The organism is Paucibacter soli (assembly GCF_037482845.1).
In the GTDB taxonomy this organism is placed as follows: Bacteria; Pseudomonadota; Gammaproteobacteria; order Burkholderiales; family Burkholderiaceae_C; genus Paucibacter_B; species Paucibacter_B soli.
Window position 1 is genome coordinate 630,582 of record NZ_JBBHJW010000002.1, and the last position, 16,780, is coordinate 647,361.

Consider the following 16,780-nt stretch of genomic DNA (forward strand, 5'->3'; position numbering starts at 1 on the left):
CTTAGCCCCTGACTTGTTCCCTGGCTTCCACGCGGTGCACATAGGCCAGTAGCGCGCTCAAGGCCGTGGCTGCGCTGACCAGCCCGGCGGTGGCGGCCACCCAGAAGCCGGGCGCGCCGTGCCAGGCCTGCGGCGCGCCAGGTGCATGACCGAAGGCCAGCGCATAGCCACCGCCCAGGCCCAGACCGGCCACCGCTACCGCGTAGATCAGCATCGGCGCGTGGGCCACATGGTGGGCGCGCAGCACAAAGGCGGCCACGGTCTGGCCGGCATCGCCCATATGGAAGATCCACACCCACAGCAGCAGGGGCAGGGCGGCGGCGATGATGGCGGGATCCTGGGTGTACAGGCCCAGCACCTGCTCGCGCGCGAAGAACACCAGGCCGCCTAGCAGGCAGGACAGCGCCAGCGCGATCTCCAGGCTGTGCCAGCCCAGGCGGCGCGCATCCGCCGCGTCATGCGCACCGACGCGCTGCGCCACCAGGGTACCGGCGGCATTGCCCAGCGCCATCGGCATCATGAACATCAGCGCGATCATGTTCACCGCCAACTGGTGGCCGGCCACCGGCGTGGCGCCCAGGCGGGCGATGAAGATGGCCATGAAGGTGAAGCCGGTGACCTCGATCAGGATGGCGCCACCCATCGGCAGGCCCAGCCTGAGCAGCTGGCGCATCGCCTGCAGGCGCGGCCGGTGCAGGCCGCCGTCGTGCAGGCCGAAGCGGGCGTAGAAGCCGTCGCGGCGCAGGATCGCCAGCGAGATCAAGACCTGACCCCACATCACGATGGCGGTGGCGATGCCGCAGCCTACCGCGCCCAGGGCGGGCACCTGCCAGCCCGGTAGGCCCGGCAGGGCGAAGCCATGCACCAGCAGCGCGCTGAGCGGCAGCTTGAGTGCCAGCCCGCCCACCTGCAGCACCATCACCGCCTTGGGCCGCGACACCGCGGTATTGAAGCCGCGGTAGGCGGTGAAGATCAGATTGGCCGGCAGCGAGACGCTCAGGGCTAGCAGATAGCCGCGCACCTTGGTCTCGACCTCGGGCGTGACCTGGGCGATCGCCAGCAGGGGGCCGGGGCACAGCAGCACCAGCTCGCCGACCAGCGTGAGCAACAGGGCCAGCCAGATGGCCTGGTGCAGTTCGTCGCCGGCCTCGCGCATCCGGCCGGCGCCGAACAGCTGGCCCACCACCGGAGAGACCGCAAGCACCACCCCCATGAGGCCGATGAAGATGGTCATGAAGACGGCCGAGCCCACCGACAGCGCGGCCAGGTCGATGGCCGAGTGGCGCGCCACCAGGATGGTGTCGACGGTGGAGTAGCCCAGCACCGCCAGCTGGCCCACGAACACCGGCCAGGCCAGCGGCAGCAGGCGCCGCAGGCTGTCCAGATGAGCTGCGCTCAAGCGCCGGCTCCCGGCTGGCGCTGCTGCGGATGGTCGATGCCGATGAACTCGCGCGCGCGCTCGGCATAGCGGTTGAAGCGCCAGGCCGTGGCCTCGATGGAGATGCGGCGCCAGGTGACGCGCTTCTCGGCCGGCGTCATCACCGGCCAGTTCTGCACCTCGTCAAACGTGCGGCCGCAGCCCTTGCAGACCTCGTCGCCCTGGCTGGTGGAGCAGATCGCGATGCAGGGCGCGTCGGGGGTGCTGTCGTACCAGGCCAGCCAGGCCTGCCTGGCGGCGGCGGGCATGCTGTCTTCGTCGCACTCGCTCTCGCGGTAGTAGACCAGCAGGCCATAGACCTCGGCCAGCGCCAGCACGGCGGCGCAGGCGCGTAGGCCGTCGGAGGGCTCGCGCTCGCGCCACCAGTTGATGGCGGCCTCGATGTCCGTGATGTGGATGGCGGCCATGGCTGGCGTCTGCATTCAGTAGGCCAGGCCCATCGCCGCGCGCACCTCGCGCAGGGTCTTGCGCGCCACCGCGCGCGCGCGCTCGGTGCCCACCTCGACGATCCAGTGCACCTGCTTAGGATTGGCGAGGAACTCGTCGGCGCGTGCGCGCCAGGGCGCCTGTTCGCGCGCGATGGCATCGATCACCGGCTGCTTGCAGTCCAGGCAGCCGATGCCGGCGCTCTTGCAGCCGGCCTCGGCCCAGGCCTGTGTGCCCGCATCGGAGTAGAGCTGGTGGAACTCCCACACCGGGCAGCGCGCCGGGTCGCCGGGGTCGCCGCGACGCACGCGCTGCGGGTCGGTGGGCATGGTGCGGATCTTTTCTTCCACCAGCGCCGGCGCGTCGCGCATTGCGATGGTGTTGCCATAGCTCTTGCTCATCTTGCGGCCGTCCAGGCCGCCCAGGCGCGAGGTCTCGGTCAGCAGGGCCTGGGGCTCGGGCAGGATGGGAGCCTCGGCGCAGTAGATGTTGTTGAAGCGGCGCGCCACCTCGCGCGTCACCTCCACATGGGCGGCCTGATCCTCGCCCACTGGCACCAGGGCGGCCTTGTAGATCAGGATGTCGGCGGCCTGCAGCAGCGGGTAGCCGAGGAAGCCGTAGGTGGCGAGTTCGCGATTCTTTTCCACCTGGTCCTTGTAGCTGGGCATGCGCTCCAGCCAGCTGGAGGGGGTGCTCATGGCCAGCAGGGTGAAGAGCTCGGCATGCTCGGGCATGCGGCTCTGGATGAAGAGGGTGGCCTGCTCGGGGTCCAGGCCGGCGGCCAGCCAGTCGACCACCATGTCGTAGACATTCCTCTCCACCACTTCCTTGCTCTGGTAGTGGGTGGTGAGCGCATGCCAGTCGGCCACGAAGAAGAAGCAGTCGTAGTCGGACTGCAGGCGCACCCAGTTCTTCAGCGCGCCGTGGTAATGGCCCAGGTGCAGGGCACCGGTGGGGCGCATGCCGGAAAGCACGCGCTGGCGCGGCGCGGCGGGGATGTGGGTGGCTTGTTCGCTCATAGGAGCGTGGATTGTAGGGAGCTACACTGCCGCCCCATGAAAAGCATCGTGATCCTGATCTCCGGCCGTGGCTCGAATATGGAGGCCATCGTCAAGGCCTGCGCGGCCGAGGGCTGGCCGGCGCGCATCGCCGCGGTGATCAGCAACCGCCCGGATGCGGCCGGGCTGGCCTTTGCCGCCAGCCATGGCATTGCCACCGCGGTGGTGGATCACAAGGCCTTCGCCGACCGCGCCAGCTTCGATGCCGAACTGGCGCGCGTGATTGATGGCTACACGCCCGATCTGCTGGTGCTGGCCGGTTTCATGCGCATCCTCACGCCCGAGTTCACGCGGCATTACGAGGGCCGCATGCTCAATATCCATCCCTCTCTGCTGCCGGCCTTCACCGGCCTGCACACCCACCAGCGCGCGCTGGAGGCGGGGTGCCGCTTTGCCGGCGCGACGGTGCACTTCGTCACCGCCGAGCTGGACCATGGCCCCATCGTGGCTCAGGCGGTGGCGCCCATCCTGGCGGGCGACGACGAGGCCGCACTGGCCGCGCGCGTGCTCGGGCTGGAGCACCGCATGTACCCGCGCGCGGTGCGCTGGTTCGTGCAGGATCAGCTGCGCATCGAGGGTGCTCGCGTGCAGCAGTTGGCCGGCGAATCTCAGAGCTTCAGCTGATCAGTCCGGCCAGGATGTTGATGGTCAGGGCCAGCACGCCGGTGTTGAAGACAAAGGACAGCACCGCCTGCACCAGCACCAGGCGGCGCATCGGGCGCGTGCTCACCGACACGTCCGAGGTCTGCGAGGTGGCCGCCAGCGTCACCGCGAAGTAGAAGAAGTCCAGGTAGTCCGGATGGCCCTTGAGGCCGGGGAATTCCAGCCCGTTGGCGCCGCCGGCCTCGCGGTGATAGAGGCTGGCGTAGGCGAGCGAGAACTCCACCGGCAGCAGCAGCCAGGAGCCCGCCACCGTGGCGATGGCCAGCAGCAGATAGGGCCAGCCCTGCACCGCGTTCACGCCATGCCGGACCTGAGCCATCTCCAGCGTGATGGCCGCCAGGCTGGCGAAGGCGCCCGCCATCGCCAGCAGCAGCACCACCGTCATGCCGTCGCCCAGCAGGCGGGCGCGCTGCTGCAGATGCGCGGCATCGGCGCGGCCCATCATCCACAGCACCAGGCTCAGATAGGTCCAGACGCCGATATTCCAGCCCAGCAGCAGGCGCGTCAGCCAGGGCAGGGCGATGGGCCACAACAGGGCCAGCAGCAGGCCGATGGCGCAGCCAACCAGCAGGCGCGGGCGCGCGCGCAGCAGGCTCACGCCGCCTCGCAGGGGCGAAAACGCAGCACCTCGCGCCCTTCATGCAGCAAGCTGCCAAAGAACATCGCGTGCGGGCGCAGCCACAGGCCGGCCTCGCCGTAGAGCGGGCGGTAGATGACCATGGGCTCGAACGTTTCGCTATGCCGGCCGACCCCGATCACCTCGTACTCGCCGCCCTTGTAGTGGCGATAGCGGCCGGTGGGCGTGGCGGGCAGGGGTGGGAGTTCGGGGCTGGGCATGGATGCAAGGGATAATTGAGATATGCATCCTAATGCCCTCCTCGATATGAGCTGCGAGCTGCTGCGCGCCGTGCTCAAGTTTGATTCGCCCGCCGATGGCGTGGTGTCGGCCTACTTCCGCAAGAACAAGGGCCTGGGCCAGCGCGAGCGCGGCACCCTGGCCGAAACCGTCTACACGGTGCTGCGCAAGCGCCTGCTGCTGCAGCATCTGGCGCAGTCGGGCGCCGGGCCGATGGAACGTCGCCTGGTGATACTGGGCTGGGCCGGCAGCGAGGCCTTTCTGCACAGCGCGCTGAGCCCGCAACAGCGCCAATGGCTGGACCAGCTCAAGACCATTGACCATGCCAATTTGGCGCCCAAGCTGCGCCACAACCTGCCCGACTGGTTGGCCGAGCCGCTGCTGGCGCGTCTGACCAAGGACGGCGACGAGGCGGAATTCTGGGCCCTGGCCGCGGCCATGAACGAGGCCGCGCCGCTGGACCTGCGCGTCAACCTGCTCAAGGCCAAGCGCGAGGAGGCGCTGGCGGCGCTCAAGGCCGCCGGCATTGAGGCCGAGGCCACGCCCTACTCGCCCTGGGGCCTGCGCGTGCAGGGCAAGCCCGCCCTCAACAAGCTGGAAGTCTTCACCAATGGCACGGTGGAGGTGCAGGACGAGGGCAGCCAACTGCTGGCGCTGCTGCTGGACCCCAAGCGCAGCGAGATGGTGGTGGACTTCTGCGCCGGCGCCGGCGGCAAGACCCTGGCCCTGGGTGCGGCGATGCGCAACACCGGCAGGCTCTATGCCTTTGACGTCTCCGGCCATCGGCTGGATGCGCTCAAGCCAAGGCTGGCGCGCAGCGGCCTATCCAATGTCTATCCGGCCCAGATCGCGCATGAGCGCGACGACCGCGTCAAGCGCCTTTCCGGCAAGATCGACCGCGTGCTGGTGGATGCGCCCTGTTCGGGCCTGGGCACCCTGCGTCGCAATCCGGACCTGAAGTGGCGCCAGTCGCCGCAAGCGGTCAAGGAGTTGCAGCTCAAGCAGGCCGCGATCCTGGAAAGCGCGGCACGCCTGCTGAAGTCGGGCGGCCGCCTGGTGTACGCGACCTGCAGCCTGCTGAGCGCCGAGAACGAGGAGATCGCGCAGGCCTTTGGCGCCGCGCATCCGGAGTTCGAGCCGCTGGCCGCGCAGGACTGCCTGGAGCGCGCGCATGTGGCCAATGCCGCCAGCCTGTGCGAGCACGGCTTTGTGCGGCTGTGGCCGCACCGCCATGGCAGCGATGGCTTCTTCGCTGCCGTGTGGCAAAGGAAGTAAGCACGCTTTGCGCCGCCGGCGCGAGCGGCCGTTTAGAGCCGCTCGCCTACAATCAGGGCTTGGCAGAGACAACAACGCTCGTTGGTGGGCAAGGCAAGGTCTGAATGATTGAATTGATGACGGGCGTGCGCGACGCGCTGGTGCAGTGGCTGTCCGACGGCCTGAGCGGCGCCAGCTTCTGGCAGATCGTCGCCTACACCCTGGTGGTGACGCATTTCACCATCCTGGGCGTAACGATCTTCCTGCACCGGGCGCAAGCACACCGTGCCCTGGATCTGGGCCCCATCCCGGCGCATTTCTTCCGCTTCTGGTTGTGGCTCACCACCGGCATGGTGACCAAGGAATTCGTGGCCGTGCACCGCAAGCACCACGCCAAATGCGAGACCGAGGAAGACCCGCACAGCCCGCAGACGCGCGGCCTCAAGGCCTTGCTGCTGACCGGCGTGGAGCTTTATCGCGCTGAGGCCCAGAACAAGGAAACCATTGCCAAATTTGGCCTAGGCACGCCGAATGACTGGATCGAGCGCAATCTCTACACGCGCTATTCCTGGCAGGGCGTGGGCCTCATGCTGATCATCAACCTGGCCCTGTTCGGTGCCATCGGTGCCACCGTCTGGGCGATCCAGATGGCCTGGATCCCGGTGTGGGCCACCGGCGTCATCAACGGCATTGGCCACTACTGGGGCTATCGCAACTTCGAGGCGCAGGATGCGTCGACCAATGTGTCGCCCTGGGGCATCCTGATCGGCGGCGAGGAGTTGCACAACAACCACCACACCTACCCGACCTCGGCCAAGTTCTCGGTCAAGCCCTTCGAGTTTGACATCGGCTGGGGCTATATCCGCGCCTTCGAGCTCTTGGGCTGGGCCAAGGTGCGCAAGACCGCCCCGCAGATGCGCATGGGCGAGGTCAAGCCAGTGGCCGACAAGGACACGCTCGAGGCCATCATCGCCAATCGATACGAGGTGATGGCCAAGTACGGACGCGAGCTCAAGGCCGCCTGTGCCGTCGAACTGGCGCGTCTGAAGGCACAAGGCGAGCAGCACAGCGCTCGCTGGGCCGAGCTGAAGCTGGCCAAGCGCTGGTTGCACCGCGATGCCGATCGCATCCCGAGCGCCTATCTGGCCCAGATTGCCGGCGCCCGTGCCGCCAGCCCGGTGCTGGACAAGCTGATGCTGATGCGCGAGGAGCTGCGCCAGCTGTGGACGCGCACCAATGTGTCGGCCGAACAGCTGGTGAGCGACCTGCAGGTCTGGTGCCGCAAGGCCGAGGAAAGCGGCATCGCCGAGCTGCGAGCATTTGCCATCGGGCTGCGCGCCGTGCGTGTCTAGGCGACGCGTGTGTTGCTTGACGTAAAGGGCGCCCAGGTGGCGCCCTTTTTGCGTATTCTTGGCATGCGTCTTGATGATGCATGGAGGGCCTGTCATGAAGTCCCATACATTGCGAAATCTCTGCTGCCTGCTCGCACTGGGTTTTGCCGGTGCTACGGCGCTGGCGGCGGCCGAAGTTAAATTCATCCATCCGGAGAAGTTCGCCGATGCTGGCGAATCCGGGCGCGACCGTGACCAGCATCTGCAGCAACTCGCCGAGCATCTGCAACGCCAGGCCGAGAAGTACGCACCCGGCAAGCAGCTGACGTTCGAGGTGACGGATGTGGACCTGGCGGGCGAGATCGAGCCCGTGGGCCGGCGCATGGAGCGCTTGCGCGTGCTGCGCAGCGCGACCTCGCCGCGCATCGAGTTCCGCTACCTGATCCGCGAGGCGGACCGCCCCGATCGCCAGGGCGAGGCGCGGTTGCGCGACCTAGCCTATCAGATTCGCAGCTTGCGTTACTGGGATTCCGATCCGATGCGTTACGAGAAGCGTATGCTGGATGACTGGTTCCAGGCCGAGTTCGTGCCGCCCAAGAAGCCCTGAGCCGAAGGCTTTTGGCCATGAAAAAACCCGCCGGCAGTGCGCGGGCGGGTTTTTCTTGAGGCTGCTGCATGCACAGCGGCTGAATTACTTCAGCTTGATTTCCTTGTACAGGACATGCTTGCGTGCCTTGGGGTCGAACTTCATGAATTCGAGCTTTTCGGGCGTCGTCTTCTTGTTCTTGTTCGTGGTGTAGAAGTGACCGGTACCCGCGGTGGATTCCAGCTTGATCTTCTCGCGTCCGCCTTTGCTTGCCATGATGAGACTCCTTGATGTTCAGTGCTTGATCAGAGCTCGCCCTTGGCGCGCAGATCGGCGACGACTTGCTCGATGCCGACCTTATCGATCAGGCGCAGAGCAGCATTGGACACGCGCAGACGCACCCAGCGGTTTTCGGTTTCGAGCCAGAAACGGCGGTACTGCAGATTCGGCAGGAACCGACGCTTGGTTTTGTTGTTGGCGTGAGAAACATTGTTTCCCACCATCGGGCGCTTACCCGTGACTTGACAGACGCGTGCCATGACGCTACTCCGGTTTTGAACTGTTGACCAGCCGCCCGGGATTGCCTTGCAAACCCGGCGCGACCACATGACCGCTTTATGCAAGCTAAACCCGGCCGCCTTGGAAATCGTCCAAGGCCTTCGAGCGCGGTCCATCCAGCAAGCAAGCCGGCGAGTATAGCCTGACTTCGCTGCCTGCGCCAGCGGCCGCGCCTGGATCAGCCCTGTGCCTGCTCCAGGAAGCGTTGCGCGTCCAGTGCCGCCATGCAACCGGTGCCGGCGCTGGTGATGGCCTGGCGGTAAACATGGTCCTGCACATCACCGGCCGCGAACACGCCGGGCACGCTGGTCATGGTGGCAAAACCGTTCAAGCCGCCCTTGGTGATGATATAGCCGTCCTTCATCTCCAACTGGCCCTTGAAGATCTCGGTATTGGGCTGGTGGCCGATGGCGATGAAGCAGCCCTGCAGCTTGAGCTCCTTGAGCTCGCCGTCGTTGCTCTTGAGGCGCACGCCGGTCACGCCGCTCTGGTCGCCCAGCACCTCGTCGAGGTTCTGGAATACGTGCAGCTCGATCTTGCCGGTGGCAACCTTTTCCATCAGCTTGTCCACCAGGATAGGCTCGGCGCGGAACTTGTCGCGGCGATGGATCAGGTGCACCTTGCTGGCAATGTTGGAGAGGTAGAGCGCCTCCTCGACGGCGGTATTGCCGCCGCCCACTACGCAGACCTCCTGCTCGCGGTAAAAGAAGCCATCGCAGGTGGCGCAGCCGCTCACGCCTCGGCCCATGAAGGCCTCTTCGGAAGGCAGGCCCAGGTATTTGGCGGAGGCGCCGGTGGCGATGATGAGGGCGTCGCAGCTGTAGCTGCCGCTGTCGCCCTTGAGTTTGAAGGGGCGCTGCGAGAGATCCACCTCATTGATGTGGTCGAACAGCATCCGGGTCTGGAAACGCTCGGCATGCTGCTGGAAGCGCTGCATCAGCTCGGGGCCCTGCACGCCCATCACATCGGCGGGCCAGTTGTCCACCTCGGTGGTGGTCATCAGCTGGCCGCCCTGGGCCATGCCGGTCACCAGGGTGGGCTTGAGGTTGGCGCGCGCGGCATAGATGGCGGCGGTGTAGCCGGCCGGGCCGGAGCCCAGGATCAGCAGCTGTACATGTTGGGTGGTTTGCGTCATGGGCAGGAGTTGGGGTTGTTTGGGTGGTACACAAGTCAGCAGCATCGATGATCTACGGCCTACACCCTATGGAGAAGCGTGAACTACTTGGCACAATGCCGGCATTCTAGGCAAGCGGCCCCGTGCCCTGCTTACGGCAAATCAACTGTCCACAATCTCAGGAGGTCGTTCATGGCAATGCTGTCCAATCTGGACCTGATCCGCAGGGTTCCCTTGTTCTCCCTGCTGACCACCGATCAGGCGCAGTCCATTGCGGACAGTGTGGTGAAGCGTCGCTTCAAGCGCGGTGAGATGATTGTCGAGCAGGGCACCAAGTCGAACGCCCTGTTCATTCTGTTGAACGGGCGGGCCCGCGTGCTGACCGCCGATACCCGTGGCCGCGAGGTCATCCTGGCGGTGCTGCAGCCCGGCGACTATGTGGGCGAGATGAGCCTGATCGACGGCGAGCCGCATTCGGCCACCGTGCGCGCCGAGGTGCAGACCGACATGCTGGTGCTGGGCCGCATGGAGTTCTCGCGCTGCCTGCCCGACAGCAGCAGCCTCTCCTACGCCATTCTGCGCGGCCTGGTGGCACGCCTGCGCAATGCCGACCGCCAGATCGAATCGCTGGCGCTGTTGGATGTCTATGGCCGCGTGGCGCGCACCCTGCTGGACATGTCCGAGGAAGAGAAGGGCATCAAGATCATCCGCGGCAAGGTCTCGCGCCAGGACATGGCCAAGGTGGTGGGCGCCTCACGCGAGATGGTCAGCCGCGTCATGAAGGACCTGGAGGATCGCGGCGTGATCGAGACGCTGGAGAACGGTTCGGTCGTCATCAAGGAACGCCTGCACGACTGAGGCAGGACCGAGGACAAGGCCTGCGCCTTGTCCGACGCCCACCGAAGGACTGGCCGCATGCTTGCGGCCAGGCTGACGGCTGCGGCTGAGGCTCGGCCAAGCTGAGCCACAATCGGGCCATGAGTTTTCCCCTGGATTCCATGCTGGGCGGCGAAGGCAGCCCGCCCAGCGACAAAGTCTACAAGCGCCAGCCCAAGAAGGCGGCCAAGCCGGCGGCGCCCGTCGCCAGCCCCTTGCGCACGCCGCTGTGGTTGGTCGCGGGCGGCCTGCTCTGGTGCCTGGTGGTGCTGGCGCTGCTGACGCATGACCGCGCCGACTCGGCCTTTAGCATCGCCGGCAGCCGTGCGCTGTACGCCAACCGGGTGGGTGCGGTGGGCGCCTGGCTGTCCGATCTGCTGCTGTTCGGTTTTGGCTATTCCTGCTGGTGGCTCGTGCTGGTGGCGCTGCGCGCCTGGCTGGGCAGCCTGGCGGGCTTGCTGCGGGTTGAGGCTCCCGAGCTGATCCCGCCCGAACAGCGCCTGCGCTCGCGTGGCCTGCGCTGGCTGGGCCTGCTGGTCTTGATGGCTGCCAGTTGCACGCTGGAATGGAGCCGGCTCTATGGCTGGGAGGCTCGGCTGCCGGGCCATGCCGGTGGCGTGCTGGGCTACACACTGGGCCCGCTGAGCATGCAGGCCCTTGGCTTTGCCGGTTCGGGCGTGCTGGCGATTGCCGCGCTGCTTACCGGCCTCGCGCTGGCACTCGAATTCTCCTGGCTGCGCCTGGCCGAGCTGATAGGCACGCGCATCGATGAGTTGCGCAACCGCCAGGTGGCCAAGCGCGAAATCAAGGAAGACCAGCGCGTCGGCAAGGCGGCCAAGCGCGAGCGCGAGCAGGTGGTGGAGGTGGAGCGCCAGGTGGTCGAGGAGCATCAGCCCATCGTCATCGAGGCGCCGGTGATCGAGGTGCCCAAGTCCACGCGCGTGGCCAAGGAGCGCCAGCAGACGCTCTTCACCGACGTTAGCGATACCAAGCTGCCCCAGGTGGATCTGCTGGATGCGCCACCCACGCGGGTCGAGTCGGTCACGCCCGAGTCGCTGGAAATGACCAGCCGCATGATCGAGAAGAAGCTGCGGGACTTCGGCGTCGAGGTGCGTGTGGTGGCGGCCTCGCCCGGCCCGGTGATCACGCGCTACGAGATCGAACCGGCCACCGGCGTGAAGGGTTCGCAGATTGTCAACCTCGCCAAGGATCTGGCGCGCTCGCTGAGCCTGGTGAGCATCCGCGTGGTCGAGACCATCCCGGGCAAGAACTTCATGGCACTGGAACTGCCCAATGCGCGCCGCCAGACCATCCGGCTCTCCGAGATCCTGGGCTCGCAGGTCTATGCTGACGCGGCCTCGATGCTGACGATGGCGCTGGGCAAGGACATCATCGGTGCGCCGGTGGTGGCGGATCTGGCCAAGATGCCACATTGCCTGGTGGCCGGTACCACCGGTTCGGGCAAGTCGGTGGGCATCAACGCGATGATCCTCTCGCTGCTCTACAAGGCCGAGGCGCGCGATGTGCGCCTCATCATGATCGACCCCAAGATGCTGGAAATGAGCGTCTACGAGGGCATCCCGCATCTGCTGGCGCCGGTGGTCACCGACATGAAGCAGGCCGCCAACGCGCTCAACTGGTGCGTGGGCGAGATGGAGCGCCGCTACAAGCTGATGTCCAAGATGGGCGTGCGCAATCTGGCCGGCTACAACAAGAAGATCGACGAGGCCAGCGAGCGCGGCGAGAAGATCGGCAACCCCTTCAGCCTCACGCCCGAGGAGCCCGAGCCGCTCGAGCGCCTGCCGCACATTGTTGTCGTTATCGACGAGCTCGCCGACCTGATGATGGTGGTGGGCAAGAAGATCGAGGAGCTGATCGCGCGCCTGGCGCAGAAGGCGCGCGCCGCCGGCATTCACCTGATCCTGGCCACCCAACGGCCGTCGGTGGACGTGATCACCGGCCTGATCAAGGCCAATATCCCGACCCGCCTTTCCTTCCAGGTCAGCTCGAAGATCGACAGCCGCACCATCCTCGACCAGATGGGTGCCGAGGCCTTGCTGGGCATGGGCGACATGCTTTACATGCCCTCGGGCACCGGCCTGCCGGTGCGCGTGCATGGCGCTTTCGTCAGCGACGACGAGGTGCACCGCGTGGTGACCTACCTGAAGGAGCAGGGCGGCGAGCCCAACTACATCGAGGGCATTCTGGAAGGTGGGGTGCTGGAAGGCGAGGGCGGTGAGCCGCCTGCGCCCGGTGAGGCCAACGGCGAAGCCGACCCGATGTACGACCAGGCGGTGGCCGTGGTGCTGCAGCACCGCCGTGCCTCGATCTCGTTGGTGCAGCGCCATCTGCGCATCGGTTACAACCGCGCCGCACGTCTGTTGGAGCAGATGGAGAAATCCGGCCTGGTCTCCAGCATGGCCACCAATGGCAACCGCGACCTGATCATCCCCAAGCGAGACGAATGAGAGCCACCAAGACCCTGCTGGGCGCGGCGCTGCTGCTGGCCGGCCTGGCCGCACGCGCCGATGCCATTGCCGCGCTGAACGAATTCGCCAGCGCGGCCAAGAGCGGCCGTGCCGTCTTCACCCAGACCGTGCTCTCGCCCGACGGCAAGCGCAAGAAAAGCTCCTCGGGCACCTTCGAGTTCCAGCGCCCCAACCAGTTCCGCTTCGCCTACCTGAAGCCCTTCGAGCAGTTGATCGTGGGCGATGGGCAGAAGGTCTGGCTGTTCGACCCCGACCTCAACCAGGCCAGCTCGCGCCGCATGAGCCAGGCTCTGGGTGCCACGCCTGCGGCCCTGCTGGCCGGCGGGCAGATCGGCCGCGATTTCGAATTCAAGCTGCTGCCCAACGAGCGTGGCCTGGAATGGGTGCAGGCCCTGCCGCGCCAGAGCGATGGCAGCATCCAGGCGCTCAAGCTGGGCTTTCGCGGCAAGGAGCTGGCGGCGCTGGAGCTGGTGGACGGCTTCGGCCAGCGCTCGCAGCTGGAGTTCAGCGAGCTGCAGTTGAACGTCAAGCTGGCGGCGGAGCGCTTCCGCTTCGTGCTGCCCGCCGGTGCCGATCTCGTGGAGCAATGAGCAGCAGTTCCGAGCTCTTTCCCGATCTGGCTCCTGCGCCGGCTGACGCCACCTTGCCCTCGCAACCCCTGGCCGAGCGCCTGCGTCCGCGCAGCCTGAACGAGGTGATCGGCCAGCAGCATCTGCTGGGCCCCGGCATGCCCCTGCGCGTGGCCTTCGAGGCCGGGCGCCTGCATTCGATGATTCTGTGGGGCCCGCCGGGGGTGGGCAAGACTACCCTGGCGCGGCTGATGACGCAGGCCTTCGATGCCCAGTTCATCACCATCTCGGCGGTGCTGGGCGGGGTCAAGGAGATCCGCGAGGCGGTGGAGCGCGCCCAGGCGGTGGCCGCGCAGGGGCGGCGCACCGTGGTGTTCGTGGACGAGGTGCACCGCTTCAACAAGGCGCAGCAGGATGCCTTCCTGCCGCATGTGGAGGCGGGGCTCTTCACCTTCATCGGCGCCACCACCGAGAACCCCAGCTTCGAGGTCAATTCGGCCTTGCTCTCGCGCGCCACCGTGCATGTGCTCAAGGCCCTGGAGCAGGGCGAGCTGCTGGACCTGGTGCAGCGTGGCCAGCAGGCGCTGGCCTGCCCGCCCTTCAACAAGACCGCGGCCGAGCGCCTTGCGGCCTATGCCGATGGCGACGCGCGCCGCCTGCTGAATGCGGTGGAGGCGGCGGCCAGCCTCGCGCCCCAGGGCGCCGGCGAGATCGACGAGGCGGCGCTGGAGCGCGCCCTGGGCGAGCAGCTGCGCCGTTACGACAAGGGCGGCGAGCAGTTCTACGACGTCATCTCGGCGTTGCACAAATCGGTGCGAGGCTCCGACCCGGATGCCGCGCTCTACTGGCTGGTGCGCATGTTGGACGGCGGCGTCGATGCGCGCTACATCAGCCGGCGGTTGATACGCATGGCCAGCGAGGACATCGGCCTGGCCGACCCGCGCGCGCTGCGCCTCACTCTGGACGCCGCCGAGACCTACGAGCGCCTGGGCTCGCCCGAGGGCGAGCTGACCCTGGCGCAGGCGGTGATCTACCTGGCCATGGCGCCCAAGTCGAATGCGGCCTACAGCGCCTACAACGCCGTGCGCGCGCTGGTGAAGAGCGACCAGAGCCGCCCCGTGCCCATGCATTTGCGCAATGCGCCCACCAAGCTGATGAAGGGCCTGGGCTATGGCCAGGCCTATCGCTACGCGCATGAGCATCCGGGCGGCTTTGTGCCGGGCGAGCAATACCTGCCCGACGGGCTGGAGGGCGAGCGCTTCTACGAGCCGGTGTCGCGCGGCCTGGAAATCCGCATCGGCGAGCGCCTCGCCGAGCTGCGCCGACTCAATGACGAGGCCAAGGGCTAGCGACGCTAGCACGCCCACCCTGCGCCATGTTGCGGGTAAGCACCGACGATGGCGCGGAATCCCGCACTCCTAGAATCGACTTAGCCTGCAGGACCAGATGGCACCCGGCCCGCCGACGTTTTGGTGGGCTTTTTTCTGTCGCCCTGAGCGGCGCATGAGCCGAACCGGAGAGTGTGTATGGAAACCTTGATCCAGCAGATCATCAACGGGCTGGTGCTCGGTAGCATGTATGCGCTGGTGGCCCTGGGCTACACCATGGTGTACGGCATCATCAACCTCATCAATTTCGCCCATGGCGAGATCCTCATGGTCGGGGCACTCGTGAGCTGGACCGTGGTCACCGCGCTGGCCGACACCGGCCTGCCCGGCTGGGCCCTGATGGCCGTTGCGCTGGCCTGCGCCATCGTGGTCTGCACGCTGCTGAACTTCCTGGTCGAGAAGATCGCCTACCGGCCGCTGCGCAATGCGCCGCGCCTGGCGCCGCTGATCACCGCGATGGGCATGTCGCTGCTGCTGCAGACCCTGGCGATGATCGTCTGGAAGCCCAATCCCAAACCCTTCCCGCTGCTGCTGCCCACCACGCCGTTTGACCTGGGTGGGCCGGTGATCACCGTGACCCAGGTGCTGATACTGGTAAGCACGGTGGTGATACTGGGCGGTCTGCTGTTCCTGGTGAACCACACCAAGCTGGGCCGCGCGATGCGCGCCACCGCCGAGAACCCGCGCGTGGCGGGCCTGATGGGCGTGAAGCCCGACTTCGTGATCTCGGCCACCTTCGTGATCGGTGCGGCGCTGGCCGCCGTGGCCGGCCTGATGTGGGCGGCCAACTACGGCACGGTGCAGCATTCGATGGGCTTCATGCCCGGCCTGAAGGCCTTCACCGCCGCGGTGCTGGGCGGCATCGGCAACCTCGCCGGCGCGATGCTGGGTGGGGTGGTGCTGGGCCTGATCGAGGCCATCGGCGCGGGCTATCTGGGCGAGCTCACCGGCGGCATCCTGGGCAGCCATTACGCCGACATCTTCGCCTTCGTGGCGCTGATCCTGGTGCTGACCCTGCGCCCCTCGGGCCTGCTGGGCGAGCGTGTGGCCGATCGTGCCTGAGCCAAGGAAACTGGAGACCACGATGCACAAGAACAAGCTCTTCGTCTTTCTGGTCGCTGCCCTCGTGCTGTTGGCCGTGCCTCTGTTTGCGCAGCAACTGGGCAACGGCCCGGTGCGCATCATCGACCTGGCCCTGCTCTATGTGATGCTGGCGCTGGGTCTGAACATCGTGGTGGGCTATGCGGGCCTGCTGGACCTGGGCTATGTGGCCTTCTACGCGCTCGGCGCCTATATGTATGCGCTGTTCGCCAGCCCGCATCTGAGCGAGAACTTCGAGTCCTTCCGCGCCATGTTCCCCGACGGCCTGCATTCGCCGCTGTGGATCATCATCCCGCTGGGGGCAGGTCTTGCCGCCTTCTTCGGCGTGCTGCTGGGAGCACCCACGCTGAAGCTGCGCGGCGACTACCTGGCCATCGTGACCCTGGGTTTTGGCGAGATTGCGCGCGTGTTTCTCAACAATATGGAGTATCCGGCCAATATCACCAACGGTCCGCGCGGCATCGGCCAGATCGACGCGATCCATTTCTTCGGCATCGACCTGGGCAAGGGCCTGGAGGTGTTCGGCTATGCGCTGCCGTCGGTGACGCTGTACTACTACCTGTTCCTGGCGCTGGTGGTGTTCACCGTGATCATCTGCTATCGCCTTGAGAACTCGCGCATCGGCCGCGCCTGGATGGCGATCCGCGAGGACGAGATCGCCGCCAAGGCGATGGGCATCAATACCCGCAACCTCAAGCTCTTGGCCTTCGGCATGGGCGCCACCTTCGGCGGCGTGGCGGGTTCGATGTTCGCGTCCTTCCAGGGCTTCGTCAGCCCCGAGTCCTTCAGCCTGCAGGAGTCGGTGATGATCGTGGCCATGGTGGTGCTGGGCGGCATCGGCCATATCCCGGGCGTGATCCTGGGCGCGCTGCTGCTCTCGGCGCTGCCGGAAGTGCTGCGTTATGTGGCCGGCCCGCTGCAGGAGATGACCGGTGGCCGCCTGGACGCCGCCATCCTGCGCCAGCTGCTGGTGGCACTGGCGATGATAGGCATCATGCTCTCGCGCCCGCGCGGCCTCTGGCCTTCGCCCGAACATGGCAAGGCCGCTCCGCAGCCGGCCCAGAAATAAGCAC

General features: G+C 66.6%; 18 protein-coding genes. 10 read left to right on the top strand and 8 right to left on the bottom strand.

Annotation, left to right across the window (positions count from 1 at the left end):
• Position 1 precedes the first annotated feature (1 nt).
• Genes WG898_RS07605 through trpS form a run of 3 tightly spaced genes read right to left on the bottom strand, consistent with a single transcriptional unit; the run spans position 2 to position 2,883 of the window.
• Entirely contained in the window at positions 2-1,399 is a 1,398-nt protein-coding gene (locus WG898_RS07605; protein ID WP_339602151.1) for an MATE family efflux transporter, read from the bottom strand.
• Positions 1,396-1,845: a DUF3717 domain-containing protein gene (locus tag WG898_RS07610; RefSeq protein WP_339602152.1), complete on the bottom strand. Its 450-nt coding sequence runs from the start codon at positions 1,843-1,845 to the stop codon at positions 1,396-1,398. The genes WG898_RS07605 and WG898_RS07610 overlap by 4 nt, the downstream gene beginning before the upstream one ends.
• 15 nt (positions 1,846-1,860) lie before the next feature.
• Positions 1,861-2,883 (bottom strand): tryptophan--tRNA ligase, encoded by a 1,023-nt coding sequence (gene trpS, locus WG898_RS07615; RefSeq protein ID WP_339602153.1) that lies wholly within the window; start codon positions 2,881-2,883, stop codon positions 1,861-1,863.
• Positions 2,884-2,919: 36 nt separating this feature from the next.
• Here trpS and purN point away from each other — a divergent pair, with 36 nt between their 5' ends.
• Positions 2,920-3,546: a phosphoribosylglycinamide formyltransferase gene (purN, locus tag WG898_RS07620; RefSeq protein WP_339602154.1), complete on the top strand. Its 627-nt coding sequence runs from the start codon at positions 2,920-2,922 to the stop codon at positions 3,544-3,546.
• On the opposite strand, the gene WG898_RS07625 is transcribed toward purN, so the two are convergent.
• Together WG898_RS07625 and WG898_RS07630 are read right to left on the bottom strand one after the other, a co-directional pair.
• On the bottom strand, positions 3,539-4,183 hold the full coding sequence (locus WG898_RS07625) for a DUF1345 domain-containing protein (protein ID WP_339602155.1): 645 nt from the start codon (positions 4,181-4,183) through the stop codon (positions 3,539-3,541). The genes purN and WG898_RS07625 overlap by 8 nt on opposite strands.
• Positions 4,180-4,422, bottom strand: coding sequence for a DUF1653 domain-containing protein (locus WG898_RS07630; protein WP_339602156.1), 243 nt, complete (start codon positions 4,420-4,422; stop codon positions 4,180-4,182). Before WG898_RS07630 ends, WG898_RS07625 begins: the two co-directional genes overlap by 4 nt.
• A gap of 22 nt (positions 4,423-4,444) precedes the next feature.
• On the opposite strand from WG898_RS07630, the gene WG898_RS07635 reads away from it, so the two are divergent.
• The 3 genes from WG898_RS07635 (at position 4,445) to WG898_RS07645 (ending at position 7,633) form a co-directional block, all read left to right on the top strand.
• Positions 4,445-5,716: an RsmB/NOP family class I SAM-dependent RNA methyltransferase gene (locus WG898_RS07635; RefSeq protein WP_339602157.1), complete on the top strand. Its 1,272-nt coding sequence runs from the start codon at positions 4,445-4,447 to the stop codon at positions 5,714-5,716.
• 104 nt (positions 5,717-5,820) lie between these two features.
• Positions 5,821-7,047, top strand: a complete 1,227-nt coding sequence (locus WG898_RS07640) for a DesA family fatty acid desaturase (protein ID WP_339602158.1) — start codon at positions 5,821-5,823, stop codon at positions 7,045-7,047.
• A 94-nt stretch (positions 7,048-7,141) separates the two neighbouring features.
• Positions 7,142-7,633, top strand: a complete 492-nt coding sequence (locus tag WG898_RS07645; protein ID WP_339602159.1) for a DUF3016 domain-containing protein — start codon at positions 7,142-7,144, stop codon at positions 7,631-7,633.
• 84 nt (positions 7,634-7,717) lie between these two features.
• On the opposite strand, the gene rpmG is transcribed toward WG898_RS07645, so the two are convergent.
• From rpmG to trxB, 3 genes are all read right to left on the bottom strand, one after another.
• Positions 7,718-7,888: a 50S ribosomal protein L33 gene (gene rpmG, locus WG898_RS07650; RefSeq protein WP_025564431.1), complete on the bottom strand. Its 171-nt coding sequence runs from the start codon at positions 7,886-7,888 to the stop codon at positions 7,718-7,720.
• A gap of 29 nt (positions 7,889-7,917) precedes the next feature.
• On the bottom strand, positions 7,918-8,151 hold the full coding sequence (rpmB, locus tag WG898_RS07655) for a 50S ribosomal protein L28 (RefSeq protein WP_127999047.1): 234 nt from the start codon (positions 8,149-8,151) through the stop codon (positions 7,918-7,920).
• 197 nt (positions 8,152-8,348) lie between these two features.
• On the bottom strand, positions 8,349-9,305 hold the full coding sequence (gene trxB / locus WG898_RS07660; protein ID WP_339602160.1) for a thioredoxin-disulfide reductase: 957 nt from the start codon (positions 9,303-9,305) through the stop codon (positions 8,349-8,351).
• Positions 9,306-9,476: 171 nt separating this feature from the next.
• On the opposite strand from trxB, the gene WG898_RS07665 reads away from it, so the two are divergent.
• The 6 genes from WG898_RS07665 (at position 9,477) to WG898_RS07690 (ending at position 16,776) form a co-directional block, all read left to right on the top strand.
• The gene (locus WG898_RS07665; protein ID WP_285231905.1) at positions 9,477-10,142 is read left to right on the top strand and encodes a Crp/Fnr family transcriptional regulator; all 666 of its coding nucleotides are present in this window, start codon (positions 9,477-9,479) and stop codon (positions 10,140-10,142) included.
• A 119-nt stretch (positions 10,143-10,261) separates the two neighbouring features.
• On the top strand, positions 10,262-12,628 hold the full coding sequence (locus WG898_RS07670) for a DNA translocase FtsK (RefSeq protein ID WP_339602161.1): 2,367 nt from the start codon (positions 10,262-10,264) through the stop codon (positions 12,626-12,628).
• Positions 12,625-13,239 carry an outer membrane lipoprotein periplasmic chaperone LolA gene (gene lolA, locus WG898_RS07675; protein ID WP_339602162.1) on the top strand — a complete coding sequence of 205 codons (615 nt, stop codon included), beginning with the start codon at positions 12,625-12,627 and terminating at the stop codon, positions 13,237-13,239. Before WG898_RS07670 ends, lolA begins: the two co-directional genes overlap by 4 nt.
• The gene (locus WG898_RS07680) at positions 13,236-14,567 is read left to right on the top strand and encodes a replication-associated recombination protein A (protein WP_339602163.1); all 1,332 of its coding nucleotides are present in this window, start codon (positions 13,236-13,238) and stop codon (positions 14,565-14,567) included. Before lolA ends, WG898_RS07680 begins: the two co-directional genes overlap by 4 nt.
• A 177-nt stretch (positions 14,568-14,744) precedes the next feature.
• Positions 14,745-15,668, top strand: coding sequence for a branched-chain amino acid ABC transporter permease (locus tag WG898_RS07685; protein ID WP_339602164.1), 924 nt, complete (start codon positions 14,745-14,747; stop codon positions 15,666-15,668).
• Between the two features lie 22 nt (positions 15,669-15,690).
• Complete coding sequence (locus tag WG898_RS07690) at positions 15,691-16,776, top strand: ABC transporter permease subunit (protein ID WP_339602165.1); 1,086 nt, start codon at positions 15,691-15,693, stop codon at positions 16,774-16,776.
• Positions 16,777-16,780 lie beyond the last annotated feature (4 nt).